The organism is Mycolicibacter acidiphilus, assembly GCF_018455725.1.
GTDB lineage: Bacteria > Actinomycetota > Actinomycetes > Mycobacteriales > Mycobacteriaceae > Mycobacterium > Mycobacterium acidiphilum.
On record NZ_JAHCLR010000013.1, the window covers coordinates 108858 to 125444 of the forward strand.

The following is a 16587-nucleotide window of genomic DNA, read 5'->3' on the forward strand; positions in this document are numbered from 1 at the left end:
AGGTGTGATGTCGAATCCGTTTGATTTCAGTGATTTCGGTGCAGCGGGCACTCCATCGGCGCAGCCCGGACCCGGGCCGGCCCCGGCGGCGCCGTTACAGCAGGGCGCCGGCGGCCCGGGGCATTTCGATCCGTGGGCCAATCAGCCGTCGGCCCCGGCCGCGCCGGCTGCGGCGGGCCCGGCGGCGCCCGATCCCGGCGGCCTGTTCGGCGCCGGCGCCGCGCCGGGAATCGGTGCCCAGGACGGGCGGGATGCGTTCGGGCATTTGACGATCAACCCGACCGGACCGGGGGCGCTGACGACATCCGGCCCGCCGCTGGTCTGGTTCGCCGTCGCCATCGCGTTGGCGGTCGGCGGTGCACTGCTGTCCGGGTTCGGCGCGCTGCAGGGCGGGAACATCGGCACTGCACTGGCCGGTTGGCTGCTGGCTGGGCCGGTGGCGATCGGTGCTCTCGCGGTGTTCAACCGGGTCGACACCCGTCGCCGCACCGATGCAATCTATTCGGCGCCGAGCTGGACGGCGACGCTCTACTGGGTGGTTCTCGCGCTGTGCCTGGTGGGAATCGTCGTCGGGGCGTGGCAGATCGCACTGTGGGCGGGGACGCTGTAAATGGTTATCGCATCGCGGATCCGCTGGACTTGGCGCGGACCGGCACTCCTGTTGCGGCTGCTCGCAGCGGCGGCGCTGATCGCCATGATCGGCGCGGTCGGGATGATGCCGAGCGCGGCCGCCGACTCGCAGGGGACGAGTCGATTCGGCGCCTGCCTTGCCGCGCAGAAGGCAGGGGACCTGCTGCTGCTGTTCGACGAGTCGCGCAGTCTGCAGGCCACCGACCCGGGTGCGGCGCGGGTGCGCGCCGCCCGGAACCTCCTGGAGACCTTGAGTAAATACGCCGACCGGATCGACGCCAAACTGGATGTCGCCGTCGCGGGATTCGCCGATACCTACACCCGCGAACGTGATTGGACGCCGCTGACCGGAGCCTCGGTCGGCGGGGTGAGCGACTCGCTGGCGGCCATCGCGTCGAAGAACAACGGCATCGACACCGACTACTGGCTGGCACTGGACGGAGCACGCCAGGAACTGACCAAGGGCGCCACCGGAAGTCAGGGCACGCGCTGCCAGGCCGTCGCCTGGTTCTCCGACGGCACCATCGACTACACGGCCCGGCCCGTCACCAAGCCGTACGCCGACGGGATCAAGCTCGACGCACCCAACGGGATCACCGAGACCGGCCAGAAGGCCGTGCAGTCGATCTGTCGGCCGGGCGGGCTGGCCGACCAGCTTCGGTCGAGCGGAATCATCATGCTGGGGATCGGCCTGGGCGCCAATCAGACACCGGGCGATTTCGACGTGATGTCGGCGATCAGCACCGGAAAGGGCTTGGGAGGCAAGACCTGCGGCGACATCGTCAACCCGGTGCCCGGAGATTTCATCCCAGTCTCCAACGTCGACGACATGCTGTTCGCCTTCGATGCGCTCAACCCCGAACCGGGCGTCTCCGAGACGGGCGGAGTCTGCCAGAAGGAGGTGTGCCCCGAGGCGCGCCACAACTTCGTGCTGGACGGCTCGATCGTCGAGGTCAACATTCTGGGATCGGGTGGGGTGCCCGGTGTCGAGCCCTACCTGATCTCGCCGTCCGGACAGACCGTGCAGCTGCCCCAGAAGGACGGCAAGACCGACGTCGACGTCGACGGGACGCAGGTCAGCTACGAGTGGAAGTCCGACTCCGCGCAGACCATTTCGATGAAGAACACCAACAGTCCGCACTGGGTCGGCCAGTGGGCGATCGTGTACGTCGACACCACCGGGCAGCACCCGGACGCCGCGTCGCGGGTCAACATTCACATCACCACCGACATCTTCCCGACGCTGGTCGGCGCCGACAAGGTCGCCTGGCACAGTGGACAGGTCGTCAACGACCTCACCTTCGGAATGGTCGACGGCCAGGGCCGAGCGGTGCAGCCCGGGAATCTGGCGGGGACGGCGGTGCTGTCCGCGTCGCTGGTACCGGCCGGCGGGGCGCCGATTCCACTGCTGACGTCGGTGGGCAAAGACGACATCGGCAGGCCCGTCTCCGCCGACCTGACCAACATCGGGCCGGGCGACGGTGTGCTCAAGATGTCGCTGGTGATCACCACCGCGGCGACCGCCGACCCGGAGGGAGCGCCGATTCCGGGTACCCAACTGTCGCCGCAGGAAGTCGCGAAGCCGATTCAGATCCTGCCGAAACTCGGGTTGCCGACGTTGGGCAACAGCATCGATTTCGGCACCGTCGAGGCCGCCGCCGGCGCGTCCGCCACGCTGAGTGTCGCCGGTCCCGGCTGCGCGTGGATCACCGACATCGGCGCGCTGACCATCGCGGCCGGGCCCGAGGGGATAGGAACCCCGCGGATCAGTTCGCCGGCGAACTCCGCGCAGAACTGCCTGCAGGTGCCGGCCGGGGAGACCGCGGAACTGACGGTCGCGCTGCACACCGACAGCAACGGCCACGGCAGCCTCAACGGCACCGTTCCTGTTCGCGTTTCGGCGCTCGACCACCCCGATGACGCGCAGACGGTGCCGGTGTCGTTCACCGCGTCCCTGGTGAAGCCGCTGAACACGACCAACTTCGTCCTGGTGCTGATCGCGGCCCTGCTGCTGGGGCCGGGGATTCCGTTGGCACTGCTGTATCTGTCGAAGTGGCTGACGGCCAAGATCCCCGACAACCCGCTGCTGGCCGAGCGGATCGGCGTCGACGTGAGCCACGATGTCGTGCAGCGCAACGGGAAACCGTTCGCGATGGCCGAGACCGACTTGGTGAACCCGGTGACGGGCCTGCCCGCGGGCGGCGCCCGCCGTCTGAGCGTCCTCGGCGTGAACCTTGCGGTTGTCATGGGGCGCAGTCCGTTCGGTGCCGGCCATGTGGTCGTTGACGCCGGCGGCATGGTCAGCGTCGGATCCCAGTTGCCGGGATCGGACAAATCCGGGCTGCACGCCGTGTTGCCGTTGGCGGTGCACAACTCCTGGGTGCTGCTGCACGATCCCCGCGGGCCGGAGGACTGCGCGGAGGTGCTGCTGCTGGTCTCCGGAACCACCGGTGCCACTGCGCGCGAGCAGATCTACGACGACATCGCCCAGCGCCTGCCCGACCTGCTGAAGGGCCTGCGGCTGCGGGCGACGGAGGCCGGCATGGTGTCGGCGTTCTCGGCGACGGGCCCGGGCGCGTCGCCGTTCGGTGAGACGTCCGCCGCCGGCCTGCCGCCGGGGCAGGATCCGTTCGGGGCAGGCGCCCCGCAACCGCCTGCGGCGCCGATGTCCTTCGGCGCGCCCCCGCCGCCCGGCGGTGGCTTCCCCTCGGGCGGAGATGCATTCGGTGGCGGCGCGGATCCGTTCGCGGTGCCTGCGACGCCTGCTGCGGCACCACCACCACCGCCGCCACCGCCCGCCGTGCTGCCGCCCCCGCCGAGCTATGGTGCGGCCCCGACACCGGCGGTGGACAACGCGATCCAACCACCGGATTATCAGCAGCCGCCCCGGGATGAGTTGGGGTACGGTCAACCGCCCCCGCCCACCCCGATTCAGCAACCCGACACCGGCGCGCCCCGGCCCCCGGAACCGCCGCCGCCGTGGCTGTCGGGACATGACTCTGATCCATTCGACCCGTTCGGAGAGGGAAACTGATGCGACGATTTCTGGTAGTGGGCTGCGGTGGGTCCGGGGGAGCGACGCTGTCGTTCATGATGGATCAGCTGCGTTCCGAGCTCCACGACGCCGGTATCGGCAAGCTGCTGCCCGGGTGGCAATTCGTTCACATCGACGTGCCGAGCGCCGCGGAGTCCGGCCCGGAGGGGCTGGCCAACGTTCCCGCACAGGGCGGTTCCTACATCGGCTGCGGGCCGCAGGGCAGCAGTTACGCGATCCTCGACGGTGCGCTGTCGCAGCGGCTGGTGGCGGAGTCGGCGCTGGACACCATCGCGACCTGGTCGCCGCGCAGCCCGCAGGAGGTGTCGATCCCGATCTCGGCGGGTGCGGGGCAGTATCGCGCGATCGGCCGGATGATCACGCTGAGCAAGGCCAGCGAGATCCACGCCACCCTGCAATCCGCCTGGGACCAGTTGTTCCGGGTGGAGACGATCTCGGAGATGTCGAACGTCAAGGTGCCCGGCATGGGGCGCTTCGATCCCAACGAGCCGCCGCTGGTGCTGGTGGTGTCCTCGATGGCCGGCGGTGCCGGGGCGTCGATGGCCCTGGACGTGTGCCGGTTGCTGACCCTGGTGACCGGACTGGACCCGAAGTTGATGGGGGTCTTCATGGTGACCCCCGACATCTTCGACTCCCTGCCGCAGAGTGCTGTGATCGGTGTGCGGGCCAACGCGCTGGCGATGCTCGGCGAGATCGTGGCCAGCCAGTCCGGCGCCGCCCGGGAGCACGACGTGCGGATCCTGCGGGCGTTGGGCCAGCATCACGGTGACGGCGAGCCGATCCCGTTCGCCCGGGTCTTCCCCGTCGGCCGCTACATCGGCGCGGAGCGCACCCTGTTCGGCGACGGCTCCCAGTACGCGGTGTACCGCGGGCTGGCCCGCGGGCTGGCCGGCCTGATGATGAGTGGCAAGGCCAGCGACCAGTTCGTGGCTTACGACCTCGGCAACACGGCGTCCCCGGTGGGTGACCGCGACCTGCTGGGCTGGGGTATCTCGTCCTGGGATGTTCTGCCTTGGGGCACTTACGGATTCGCGAGCCTGAGCATGGGCAGGGACCGTTACGCCGAGTACGCCGCCCAGCGGCTGTCGCGGGCCTGCGTAGACAAACTGCTGTTCGGTCACATGCAGCCCGGGAACCCGGCGTCGAGCACCGAGCAGTTGGAGTCGCTGCTGTCGAGTCAGTGGCCGACCCACTGCGTGGAGCTGGGAGTGCCGGCGCACGCCGCCGACGAGCAGTCCCGGGTGAGCGTGCTGGGGCGCTGGATCGGGATGGAGGCGTTCCCCGCCGAGACCGTCGCCGCCACGATCAACGGACTGATCGACCGACAGCTGCGCGGATACCTGCCCAACCCGGAAGGCATGACCGCCGAGCAGTGGGTGCCGATCTTCCGTCAGGCCGTCTACAACCGCCGCGAGGAGGTGAACCGGGCCTGCGCGGACGCGGCCTACCAAATGGCGTTCCAATGGCACCGCGACTTCGCCGACCGGCTTGAGCACGTCGTCGCCGGCGCCATCGCCACGATGGGTCTCTCCTATGCGCGGGCCCTGGTGGATCAGCTGCGCCGCCACGTCGATGACCAGTTGGCGTCCGCCGTCGCCCAGTTGGGGGAGATGGGGCCGCCGGACATCGTTGCGATCTCCCCGCAGCTGGAGGCCTCACTGCAATCGCTGCGCGGCGTGATGACCAACACCGACCAGATCCTGGCCGCGGTACTCGACGGTTTCCGGGGGAACGTGCGCCGACAGCTGTTCGCCGATGCCGCAACCCGGATCGCCGAGGTGATGCGGGTGATGGGCGCCGAGATGCTCGGCCCGCTGCGGGACCGGCTCGGCGAGTCGATGGTCCTGCTGGAGCAGGCCCGTTCGGCGCCGCCGTCGGATGTCGGACTGGCCCGGTTGGCCACGGATCAGTACGCGGCCTGGCCGGCGGACGCCGACGAACTGGTTCCGAGCCGGTTCGCCGAAGCCAACAACGAAGTGCTGCTGATCAATTCGACGGCGTTCAAGCAGCGTTACGAGTTCGACCTGCCGCGGGCGGTCGCCGGTGCGCAGGCCATGATGCCGCTGCAGTCCGCGATCGAGGAGGCGACGACGCGCATCATCCTCGGCGAGTGGAAGACCACCGGTGGCGCGTCGGCCCCCGGCGGCCTGATCGAGCGCACCGCGACCTGGGTGACCCGCGCGCTGGGCACCGACCCGGAGAACGGACGTCCGCGAGTTCCGGCCATGGCGCAGTTCGACATTCACACCCGGCCGGCGGAACTGCTGAGCCGGGCCCGGATGTACGTCGGCCGACCGGGCGAGGCGTTCGAGGAGTTCTGCAAGGTGTCGCTGCGCGACTTCGTGCAGGGCGTCGGCGCCTCGGAGTCGGAGGTCCTGGGCCGCCGGCACGACATCGAGACGAAGTTCGCCGAAGCGCTGTCGTTGGCGCGACCGTTGGCGAGCGTCAACGACCAGGCCCTGCAACGGGTGCACGCCGGACAGCAGACCGAATACCGGTACAAGTTCTCCGAGATCCCGTTCGCCGGCCAGCCGATCACCGAGGCGCTGGCCGAGGTGCTGCGTGCCAACCCGCGCATCGACCAGGCAACCAAGGACAACTACGCGCGCTCACTCTCCGATGAGGACAGCGTGACCCGCATCGACATCTTCGGTTCGTACCCGAACTACTCACCGCTGGTGTTCGATTCGGTGCTCAAGCCGGCTGCCCAGCAGTGGGCGCAGACGGCGGGACCCGGACGCGGTGCGTTCTGGAAGTACCGCCGGTCCCGCCCGCTGGCGGCGTCGCTCCCGATGACCGACGACGAGCGGCGCACGATGACGGCCGGCTGGTTCATCGGGCAACTGCTGGGGCGGATCCAGATTCCACCGTCCCCGTTCACCGAGGCGGTGCGAATCTACGACGGTGACAGCGGCCAGTGGCTGAACTTCCCGAACCCGCTGCTGACCCCGCCGTCGGCGTTCCAGGCGGCCTACGACTGGCTGCCGGCGGTGCTGGAGTCGATCCTGCTGGCGATCGCCCAGTCGCACGAGCCGCCGGTGATGAACTCGCTGCGGCCCTACACCGTGCTGCGCGGGCTGTACGACGCTCACTCCCAGGATCCGGCCAGCGGCATCGTCGAACTGTCCGCGGCCGGACTGCTGCGCGACTTCCTCCGGGACGGCACGACGGCGGCCGGTGTGACGTCGCGGGTGCCCACCGTCGCGGCGGCGCAGACGCCCGATGAGCGGGCCGAGGCCGCGGTCGCCTGGCTGACCACGATCCGTGACGTCGCCGCACAGTATCTGCCCGCCGACGCCCCCGGCGCGGCGCAGGGCGGGGCGTTCACCACGGTGCCGACCCGCGGTACTGCGTCGAAGACGCCGATCTTCCGCGACCTGGCCCCGGAGGTGTACTCGGCCACCGAGTCACTGATCAAACTGGTGCAGCGCGCGGCCGAGGCACTGGCCAGCGGAGTCACGACGAGCGGAGCCGGGCTGTTCGACGACGGCGGGGGTGTCGTGATCCCCGAGGGCGGGACGTTCTAACCATGACCGCAGCGCACAGCGGACCCCGCGCCCTGACCGTGTTCGTGGTGCCGACCGGCAGCACCGATGAGATCGTCGGGGTGCTGGTGGACTACTCGGCGGCCGGACTCCTGGACGGATTCGTCTGGGTGGCGGCCGCTGACGTGAGCGGCCCCGCCACACCGGCGACGCTCGTGCGGGACGGGGTCTCCGAACCGGTTGTGCTGCAGCAGCTCCTCACCGGTGAACGGTACGAACGCATCCGGGTGGCGGTGCTGGTGCCGGCCGAGGCCCCGATCGCCGAGCGGGTGCCGCTGGCGGCGGAACAGGCGGTGGAGCAGGTCGCGCGCAGCAGTTCCGTCGGCGCGCGCGTCACGCTGCTGCGGCTGCTGCTCACCAGCGGCGGTTCACTGCCCAGCAACGCCGCCGGCGCCGTGGTGATCGAGGGCTGGCACAACCTTCTCGTCGCACCGGAGGACTCGTCGGGACCGGGCCTGGGAACCGTGGCCTGGGGACAGCTCGACGAACCACTGGACCTCGCCCAGCGGGCCGCACCAGTGGTCGCCGCGGTGGCCGGCCTGTGGGCTGGGGTGAACCAGACCCCGTTCGACAGCCTGGAGGTCCTGCCCGGGCAGACGGTCCGCGCCGTTCGCGGCTTCTACCGCAGCATGGAGACCACCGACGTCGAACGGCAGTTGCGCACCCGGTTGTTCGACCCGAGCGGACGGATGCCGTTGCCGCGCGGCGGGCAGATCCCGGTGGTGTACGTCGAGGACGTGCCCGGCGCGGCACAGATGATGGCGCGGGCACTGTGGACCAAGCACCGTGACGTGCTGCGCGGCCCGCGACTCGGCGCCACGGAGACCGCCCCCCAATCGATCTCGATCTGGGCGGCGCTGACGATGTTCCTGCGGTTCATGGCCGGTGCGCTGCGCAATGCGCCGTCGGCGTGGTTGTCCGCGGTCAAGGGTTCGGTGACCTCGGTGCTGGCCTCCACCGTGCAGGGCACCGTGTTCGGCGGCAAGGAGTCCGCGTTCTCGGTGGTCACCGAGAGTTCGACATCCGACTGGCAGGGCCTGGGCCGGAACGCCGAGAAACTGAGCGCGGCGATCGGCGCCGATCCGGGTGCCGGCCACCTGACCCAGCAGGACCTCAGCCCGCTGTGGACCGACTTCCTCAACGGCGCACTGACACTGGCCGACGGTGGGCGCCGCGCCAACGGACTCGAACCCATCCAGGTGGGTTCCGGGATCGGGGTGGTGGCGGACGCCGTCGACGTCGTGCCCAGCAGCACGGACAGTTTCACCGCGATCCCCACGTCGCTGGCGGCGGTGATCGGCGTGACCGCGGTTGAACCCGTCGACGTCCTCGCCGTCGGCGACCTGGGGGAGCGACTGCAGCGGGCGTACTCGGATCCGGCCGCCGGCGTGGAAGCGCGCGGCGCCGCAACCGAACTGGAGCGATGGCAGCAGCGGGCGTCGAAAAGCTATGCGTGGCAGGTCGCCTCGGTCCTCACCGACTTCCTCGGCCGAGCGCGCAACGAGGTCGGACAGCTCGGCGAACAGTTGCGGGTGGCGTCGGCCGAACTGGGCATCGATGAACGACTGCGCGCCCGACAGAAGGCCGTCGGCATCATCCTGGCGACGCTGACGTGGGCGACGCTGGGCGTGTTGATCTTCTTCGCCGTGCTCGGGGCGACCGGGGTGTTCGGCTGGCGCTACGCGCTGACCACCGGCGGCGTGCTGCTCGGCCTCTACATCCTGGTGTCGCTGGGGCTTTTCCTGTTCACCCAGCGCGACCTGTTCACGGTTCTCAACCTGCGCAAGTCCCAAGAAGAGCAGCTGAACATGCTGCAGGCCAACCTGCGCAACGCACTGCAGGACGTCAGTCGGCTGTCCACCGCCTACGGCCAGCTGCAATCCTGGTGCCGGGCGGTGGGTCCGGTGCTGCGGGCGCCGTTCGGGCCGGCTCCGGCCGGTGGCACGGTTGCCGCGCAGATCGTCGACGGGTTGCCACGCTGCGCGCTGGTCGGGGTGGCCGCACCCGGCGCCGAACACGCCGCCAACGCCGCCCACGATCTGCAGCGGCATCTCTACGGACTGGGCTGGCTGACTCAGCCCTGGCAGAACATGGTGCAGTCCGCCGCCGAGCAACTGCGTGAAGACCCCGAGATGCTGTACCGCATGCCGGGAATCGGCACGGGCTCCGGCCTGGACGCCTGGTCGTCCGCGGTGTCGTCGGGGCAGGTGCAGCCCACCGGTGCCGAGGCCCTGTGGGCGCGGATCGAGCAGATGTTCGCCGGCAACGATGCGGTGGGCCGTGCGCTCACCGAGTCCGTTCTGGTGCCCACGCTGGGCCGTGATGTTGCCGCCGCCCAGTTCGGCGCCGGTTTCCTCGACCATCAGCGGGCGCAGGCCGTGCCGTTCGACACCGCCACGTTCACGGATTCCGCCATCACCGGGGGCCGTTCCGCGGTCGCCATCGATGCGCCACTGATCGCCCGGGCCGGTCTGGGATACCGCGCGGTCGTCGTGCAGGCCAGTGACGGGGTGCCGCCTTACGACTTCACGCTGTTCAGCGCTGCGCCCACCGAACTGACCGGCGGATTCGAGGCCGGGCCCCCGGCGTGGGACAACTCCGATGACGGTCCCGGGGCGCCGCCCGCCGGGGATCTGGTGTTCTAGCAATGCCCGATCCTCGGCAGCACAGCGGTGAGCACGGCGATCCACGGATGGCCGCGCTCATCGCCTGGCGTCAGCGGCTGGTCGACTCAGGGGCGGTGTCGCCGGGGAGTTTCAAAGAGGCCCACCTGCGGATGATTCTGCGATCCGGCAGCACCCAGCTCGACCAGCTCCGGGCGATGCTGCCCGGTTCGGTCGCCGCGCACGCCGAGGAGTTGGCCGCCCTGCTGGCGCAGACGCCTGCGCCGGCACCGGATCCGGACGGCGCCGCGGGGCGTCATCATCGCGCGACGCCATCGGCAACCGAGCCCGGGCCCGCCGTCGACGAGCCGGCCGGCGAACGTCCGGCTGCGGCCGCCTCGCCGGATGCCCCGCTGTCGGTGAACGACTTCGCGCCCTTCACCTTCGGGCAGCCGAGCGGTCATGTCGAGGCCATCGCCGTCGGCGCCCCGACCGACTCCGGTCGCCGGCTGACCTGGCCGGCCGTCGATGGAAGCGGCGAATCGGTGGTGATCTACCGGTTGGTCGCCGCCGACGACAGCGCCCCCTACGCCCCGGATCGGGCACGGCTGGTGGCTGCGACCACCGGAACCGAGACCGTGGACGATGCGCCGCTGCAGGCGTCGATCCGCTACTACCAGGTGTGGGCCAACGTGGGCGCATCACGCGCCGAAGCCCTTGCGGCGCAGCCGTTCAAGCATGCCGAAGGCGTGGTGGTCGGCCCGGTGCGCGACTGCGTCGTCCGGGAGGACAATGGCCGGGTCGCCGGCCGGTGGAGCGCCCCCGCCGGGGTGAGCACGGTCTTCGTGTTCCGGATCCCGGCCTCCGACGGCGGCCGGGAACGGCCCGAGCACCGGATTCTGGCCGGCCAGGACAACATCGCGGGATTCGTCGACGTCGACACCGAACCGGGGCAGAGCTACATCTACCGAGTCCGGGCTGCGGCCGCGGTGGAGGGCGTGCTCCGGTTGTCGGACCCGGTCGACACCGTCATCGACACCGCAGCAGTGCTCACACCCGTCACCGACCTGCAGGTCGCCGCCGAACAGGGTGATGCCGACGTCTTCGCGTTGGAGTGGACGCCCCCGGCTGCGGGCGAGGTGGTGATCTTCCGGAGTCAGAACGGGCCCAGTGTCGGTGCCGACGCCGGGGAGTTGCCCGAGGCGGCGCTGGAGCAGATCGGTCTCACCGCGGAGATGCGGCTCAACCAACTCGTCATCGGTCGCCGCGGTGAGAACGGGGAGGTCGTCTCGGTGATGACCGGCGTGTCCTGGCCGCCGGGCTGGAGCCGCGCCTATTTCACGCCGGTGACGGTCATGGCGGGCCGGGTGCTGTTGGGCCGCACGTTCTCCACCGTGCGGACCGGCGCGATCCGGGATGTCGATCTCGCCGAGTACTGCAACAAGCAGGTGCTGACGTTCGACTGGCCCGAGGGTGCCGCAGCGGTCGTCGTCTATCTCGCACCGAAGGGCTACGACCCGCAAAACGGTTTGACCGGAACGTCTTTCGAGATCAGCTCCGAGGAATACGACAAATACGGAGGACTTCAACTCCCCAACGGCAAACTGCCCCTCACCGGATGCTCGCTGCACCTAGTTCCGGTGGCGTTCTCGGCGGGCCGGCGCGTCACCGGAGCCGTGCGCAGCATCGAATACAGCGGTCTGCTGCGATTGCAGTACGTGGTGCAGGTCGAGCGCGATCCCACCGGAGCGCCGTCGCACGCCAAGGTGTTCCTGCGGTCCCAGATCGAGATGCCGGGTTCGCCGGCGTTCGTTCTGGTCAACAATCCGGAACGGATTCCGTTGACGCCCAGCGACGGTGAGGCCATCGATGCCGCACCGGTGGACGCGGCCGGGCAGTTGACGGCCAAACCGTCCAAGGAACTGCGATGGTCCGCGCTGACCACCACCGGCACCGACGAGGCGTGGGCGGCCGACCTTCGCGGGCGGCGCGGCTGGATCCGGTTGTTCGTGAACACCCCATCGGCGCAACGGCTTGCGTCGATCGCACTGCTGGACCCGCCGGTTCAGGCGCTTCGTCTCACCGGGGGGCAGATGTGAGTACCCGTTACGGCCAGCTGTCCTACACCTCGTTCGATGGTGCGGGAACCGCCGGCGGATGGCAGATCAAGCAGTCCGTCGGCGACCTGTCGGAGGCCGAGACCGAACTGCTGGTGTCAGGGGTGCGCACCGTGTTCCGGCCCGCCGAACCGCTGCCGGAATACCCGAGCGGTGAGCAGTTGGACGCCGCCCCGCGACGGCTCGCCTACGGCCGCAGCCCGGACGGCGCCGGCGCCTACTGGCACTCGGTTGCCGCGGGGGCTGACAGCACCGGGCGGCCGGGCAACGTGTTCGCCCACACGGTGCTGGACCGGACCCCCGATGCCGGACCGGTGCTGCGGCCGATCGAGCTGTGGCGCTCACCGGAATGGCTGCGCCCCTACGGCGCAGCCGCCGTCGCCGCGGCGACCCTGCCGGTGGGTCCGCCCGCTGTCGGCCGGTGCGTCACCAAGGACAGCGTCGTCGCCTTCGCTCTGGACACCGTCACCTGGCGGCTTCCGACGCTGCTGGGACTCCTCGATGCGGTGGCCGCGGCACTGGACGGCGGGGCGCCGGTGGTGCTGGGAGCGGAATCGGCGGACTCGGCAGCCCAGTGGATCGGGTTGGTCAGTTTTCTGATGTCGGCGGGAACGGCTGCGGCACTGAGCTTCAGCACGTTCGACCGTGCCGACCAGCTGCCCGCGGCGCTGCATTCCGGGCAGCACCTGACGGCTGTCCCGCTCATCGATGCGGAAGCCCTGCCCGCGGGCACGGTCTTCATCGACGAGACCGCGCTGCTGTCGCTGGGGGAGTTGGGGGGACAACCGCACTGCACCTCGACCGGCCAGCAGATCGAGGTCACGACCTGGTCGGTGCTCGCGCAGGAGGTGCTGCTGGATCAGGACGAGGCCCGCGAGATCCTCGACAGCATCGACCGATTCGCCGCTGCGACCCCGGATCGGGGACTGCACCCGGCCTGGCCGCTGGCCATGGCGGTCGCGTCGAACGGTGCGTTCGCCGATGCGCACCCCGAAGCCCGCCAGGTGATCACCGCGCACAGCCCCGCCGGTGTGACAGTCGATTCGGCTGCCGCACAGGTGATCCGGGAAACCCTGGCCGAGCTGGTCGGGGACACCACCGCGGACGCGTGGAAAGCGGTGGAGCAGAACCTGACCGGATATGCCGCGGACTACGCGACCCGGACCTACCTGTGCCGCGCGGTCGCCGACGACGGGTGGCTGGGGCAGCCCGGCCCGGTCCCGATGGGCGGCCGCAGCTACCGCGGGCGACCGGTGCCGGAGGACGTGTCGGCGGCACTCGGGCCGGCGTTGGAGCGCGCCCGGACCGACGGTGACGGCCCGCTGATCACATTGGCCGATCTGCTCGTTCGCGCCGGAATCGAGGACGGCAGGGTCGGGGCGGTCCTCGACGGGTTCGCCCACCGATTGGCTGATCCGCAGGCCGGCCCTACGCTGATCGAGACGCTCGGGGACCGCGTCGGTCCACAGGCCCGGATCGCCGCCGCCGCACCGACGGTGCGGGCGGCGCTGCAGAACGACGGGACGACGACGCTGAGCACCCCGGTCGTGGACTGGCTCACCGGCGGACTGACCATGCCGACCCCGGACGAGTTGCAGTCGGCGGAGCGCTTCGATGAGATCTGGATGCGGGCGGCGGTGTGCGGGCTGCGGGCCGACCGACACGGTTCGACAGGCGAGGCGGATCGTTTCGCACGGCTGTGGTGGCTGGCGGCCTGCAATTCACCGCGCCGGGCGGAGATCGCGGCCGGACGGGTATGGGCTCCCGAACAACTGCTGGCGATCGGCGTCGCGGGCTGCGACTCGGCGATGCTGCTGTCGACGCTGCTCGGGACGGTGGACGGCGACCCGTTGCTGCGACTGTGCGACGCGGTGCTGACCGCCAACGCCGACGACTACACCGTCTCCTGCGCCATGCTGCGCCGGTTCGACGCGGCGGCCTGGGTGCAGCGCGACTACATCGACGTCTACCTGCGTGCCTACCTCCCACTGTGGGACAGCGTGCTCGCGCAGATCCCCGCCGACCAGGTGCACCGGGATTTCGCGGTACGACTGGTGACGGTGGCGGCGGTGGCCGGTGCGCTGGGTCTGCCCAGACCGCACAGCGCCGAGGTGCTGGCCGCCGACGAGGCGGTGGCCGGGGTGGTGGCGCAGGAGATCATGGCGCTGGTCGAGCACCGTGTCATCTCAGCGGTCGCGGTCGTGGCGGCGAGTCTGGTGCCGGCGGCCTCCGGCGAAGCCGGCACGGACGGGAGCCCGCGCGGGATCGACGCGGTGCTGGCTGCAGCGGGTGAGGTGTCGATCGCCGTCGGGCACGTCACCGAGAACGACGAGGAAACGGTGGCCGAGATGCTGGCCAAGACGATCGGAGACGGCACCGAGGGTTCCGCCTCGCGCCGTTACCGCAAGCTGGTTCACAACCTGTTCGCGCGCCGCGGTGACGTTCGACCGCCGGCGTCGTCCTGGATGCACGGGAGTCACTGATGCCGATTTACGTGGTCAACGGCCGCAACCAACACGTCACCATCCCGGCGGGGCCGCTATCGGTGTCGATCACCGGTTCGGTGAACGCCGCCACCCTCGAACTGGACACCGCGACGCCGCAGCAGGTGGTGCGGACATCCGCGCACCAGGCGGTGCTGCCCGAACTGACCGGGCCGGTCACCATCGCAGTGCGGCCGGTCGGCTCGTCATGGTTCCCGGCCGGCACCGTCGTGCATCTCGCGATCACCCGTGACGTCCCGGACGACCCGGACCCGTTCCAGGTACTGCTCGACCCCGTCGACATCGGTGGGGAGGCCGCCGTCGGCTTCGCCGAGCTGAGCCCGAACGGTCGTCAGATCGACGTCGCGGTCAACATCGTCGCCGACGTCCAGTTGAGTCCGCTGGCCGCTGCCGCCAGGACGTCGGCGCGCCGCATCATCGGCCGGGGTGGTGCGCAGACCGTGGGAGATCTCGTCGTGGCGCTCGACACGTCGGCGTCGATGCGGCCGTGGTTCGAAAACGGCAGCGCGGCAGCGGCGACCGACGTCGTCGTCGGCGTGGCCGACGCGCTCGGAATTCGGCAGGTCAGTGCGGTTCTCGTCGGCGGTGACGTCACGCCCGTCGGCGCCGATGCGGCGCAACCGGTTCCGGCCGGTGGTCTGGCGGAGGCGGTACGCGCAGCGCAGCCGCGGTGGTCGGCAGGTGCGCGATGGTCTCGACTGGCGCCCGGCACCCGGGCCGTGGTGTGCTCGGATTTCCCGACGAGCGGTGTCCGGCAACGCTTTCCGGTGATCGCGCTGTCCCACGACACCGACTACCCCGGAACCCGGCTGCCCGGCCCGCGTCCGGGGCAGGATGCGACCGCTGAGTTGCTGGCGCACCCGCAGGTTCTCGACAAAGTCGCCGCCGGTCTGGTTCAGGCTTTGACATGACACTGACGAAATGTCCGCGGTGCTTTTCGATCCTGAACCCCGATCAGCACCTGTGGGCGGCCGCACCCAACAGCGGTGCGCCGCGGTACTTCGACGAGGTCGGTTCGGCATTCCTCGGTGCCAAAACCGACATCGGGGCGCTGTTCCGGTGGGACCGCCCACCCGGCTACAACGGTCAGCCGCCGCCGCATGCGGCCAGCCAGGCACTGCGCACCGCGGTTGTCGAGGTCTGCCCGGTCTGCCACTACACGCTGCCCGACGGCTGGCGCGACGGGCAGGCCTACTGCATCGCGATGGCAGGCGCCCGGGCCACCGGGAAAAGCCTGTACGTCGCGGTGCTGGTGAAACAACTCCAGTTGCTGTGCGAACGACTCGGGTACTCGATGGAACCCGCCAACCGTTCAACGGCCGAGTCCTACACCACCAACTACGAAACACCGCTGTTCGCCGAGCGCGGCCTGATCCCGCCGACGCCGACCGTGCTGACCCAGACCTCGACTCAGCGGGAACCGCTGATCTTCAGCCTCGGGGTCTGGCACGGACTGCCGCGCTACCTGGTGCTGCGGGACGTAGCGGGTGAGGACATGGAGTCCGGTGATCTCGCTGGACCGCCCTTCCGGTTCTTCGCCAACGCCGACGCGGTGTTCTTCATGTTCGACCCGCTGCGGGTGCAGTCCATCCGGGACCAGTTGCAGGACATCCTGCCCCCGCAGATGGTCGGTGGCGGGGACCCCCGCCAGGTCCTCAGCAACGTGTTGCGGGCCATCGGCCCGGGCCGGCCGCGCGTCGCCGTCATTCTGTCGAAATTCGATGCGCTGCGGACACTTCGACACGTCGAGGGCTCGGAGTGGAGCATGATGATGTCGAACGCCGGGGCCGCCTACCTGCGGGACACCTCCGACTCGCAGCGCTACGACGACGTCGACGGGCAGTTGCTGCACGAAGAGGTCCGCAGCCTGCTGATCCGGCTCAACGCCGGGTCCATGGTGGCGGCGGTGGAGAACCCTTCGGCGGTACCACCGTTGGCGCATCGATTCTTCGTCGTCTCAGCATTGGGGCAGCCGCCGACCGGACAGCGACTGCACATGCGGGGCATCGCACCGTTCCGATGCTCCGACCCGGTCCGCTGGGTCACGTCCAGCTTCGGTGTGCTGTGACCGGGGGCGCGGGGGAGCTGTCGTGACAAGTCCGCAGAATCCGTTCGGCGGCAACCCGTTCGAGG

Annotated in this window: 8 protein-coding genes; all 8 read left to right on the top strand. The window is 70.0% G+C overall.

Annotation, left to right across the window (positions count from 1 at the left end):
* The first annotated feature begins 7 nt into the window (after positions 1-7).
* Genes KIH27_RS08945 through KIH27_RS08980 form a run of 8 tightly spaced genes read left to right on the top strand, consistent with a single transcriptional unit; the run spans position 8 to position 16522 of the window.
* Positions 8-610: a hypothetical protein gene (locus KIH27_RS08945; protein WP_214092578.1), complete on the top strand. Its 603-nt coding sequence runs from the start codon at positions 8-10 to the stop codon at positions 608-610.
* A complete protein-coding gene (locus KIH27_RS22970) occupies positions 611-3664 on the top strand; it encodes a vWA domain-containing protein (protein ID WP_214092579.1) in 3054 nt (1017 codons plus the stop codon).
* The gene (locus KIH27_RS08955) at positions 3664-7212 is read left to right on the top strand and encodes a tubulin-like doman-containing protein (protein ID WP_214092580.1); all 3549 of its coding nucleotides are present in this window, start codon (positions 3664-3666) and stop codon (positions 7210-7212) included. Before KIH27_RS22970 ends, KIH27_RS08955 begins: the two co-directional genes overlap by 1 nt.
* Positions 7213-7214: 2 nt before the next feature.
* The gene (locus tag KIH27_RS08960) at positions 7215-9875 is read left to right on the top strand and encodes a hypothetical protein (RefSeq protein ID WP_214092581.1); all 2661 of its coding nucleotides are present in this window, start codon (positions 7215-7217) and stop codon (positions 9873-9875) included.
* A gap of 2 nt (positions 9876-9877) precedes the next feature.
* The gene (locus tag KIH27_RS08965; RefSeq protein ID WP_214092582.1) at positions 9878-11932 is read left to right on the top strand and encodes a SaeA-related protein; all 2055 of its coding nucleotides are present in this window, start codon (positions 9878-9880) and stop codon (positions 11930-11932) included.
* Positions 11929-14433: a GAP1-N2 domain-containing protein gene (locus tag KIH27_RS08970; protein ID WP_214092583.1), complete on the top strand. Its 2505-nt coding sequence runs from the start codon at positions 11929-11931 to the stop codon at positions 14431-14433. The genes KIH27_RS08965 and KIH27_RS08970 overlap by 4 nt, the downstream gene beginning before the upstream one ends.
* Complete coding sequence (locus KIH27_RS08975; RefSeq protein ID WP_214092584.1) at positions 14433-15365, top strand: hypothetical protein; 933 nt, start codon at positions 14433-14435, stop codon at positions 15363-15365. The genes KIH27_RS08970 and KIH27_RS08975 overlap by 1 nt, the downstream gene beginning before the upstream one ends.
* Before the next feature lie 2 nt (positions 15366-15367).
* On the top strand, positions 15368-16522 hold the full coding sequence (locus KIH27_RS08980) for a hypothetical protein (RefSeq protein WP_214092602.1): 1155 nt from the start codon (positions 15368-15370) through the stop codon (positions 16520-16522).
* Positions 16523-16587 lie beyond the last annotated feature (65 nt).

What these genes read in the sequence shown, in the direction of transcription:
- KIH27_RS08945 (WP_214092578.1), top strand. Translation starts at nt 8, where the DNA reads ATGTCGAATCCGTTTGATTTCAGTGATTTCGGTGCAGCGGGCACTCCA.
- KIH27_RS22970 (WP_214092579.1), top strand. Translation starts at nt 611, where the DNA reads ATGGTTATCGCATCGCGGATCCGCTGGACTTGGCGCGGACCGGCACTC.
- KIH27_RS08955 (WP_214092580.1), top strand. Translation starts at nt 3,664, where the DNA reads ATGCGACGATTTCTGGTAGTGGGCTGCGGTGGGTCCGGGGGAGCGACG.
- KIH27_RS08960 (WP_214092581.1), top strand. Translation starts at nt 7,215, where the DNA reads ATGACCGCAGCGCACAGCGGACCCCGCGCCCTGACCGTGTTCGTGGTG.
- KIH27_RS08965 (WP_214092582.1), top strand. Translation starts at nt 9,878, where the DNA reads ATGCCCGATCCTCGGCAGCACAGCGGTGAGCACGGCGATCCACGGATG.
- KIH27_RS08975 (WP_214092584.1), top strand. Translation starts at nt 14,433, where the DNA reads ATGCCGATTTACGTGGTCAACGGCCGCAACCAACACGTCACCATCCCG.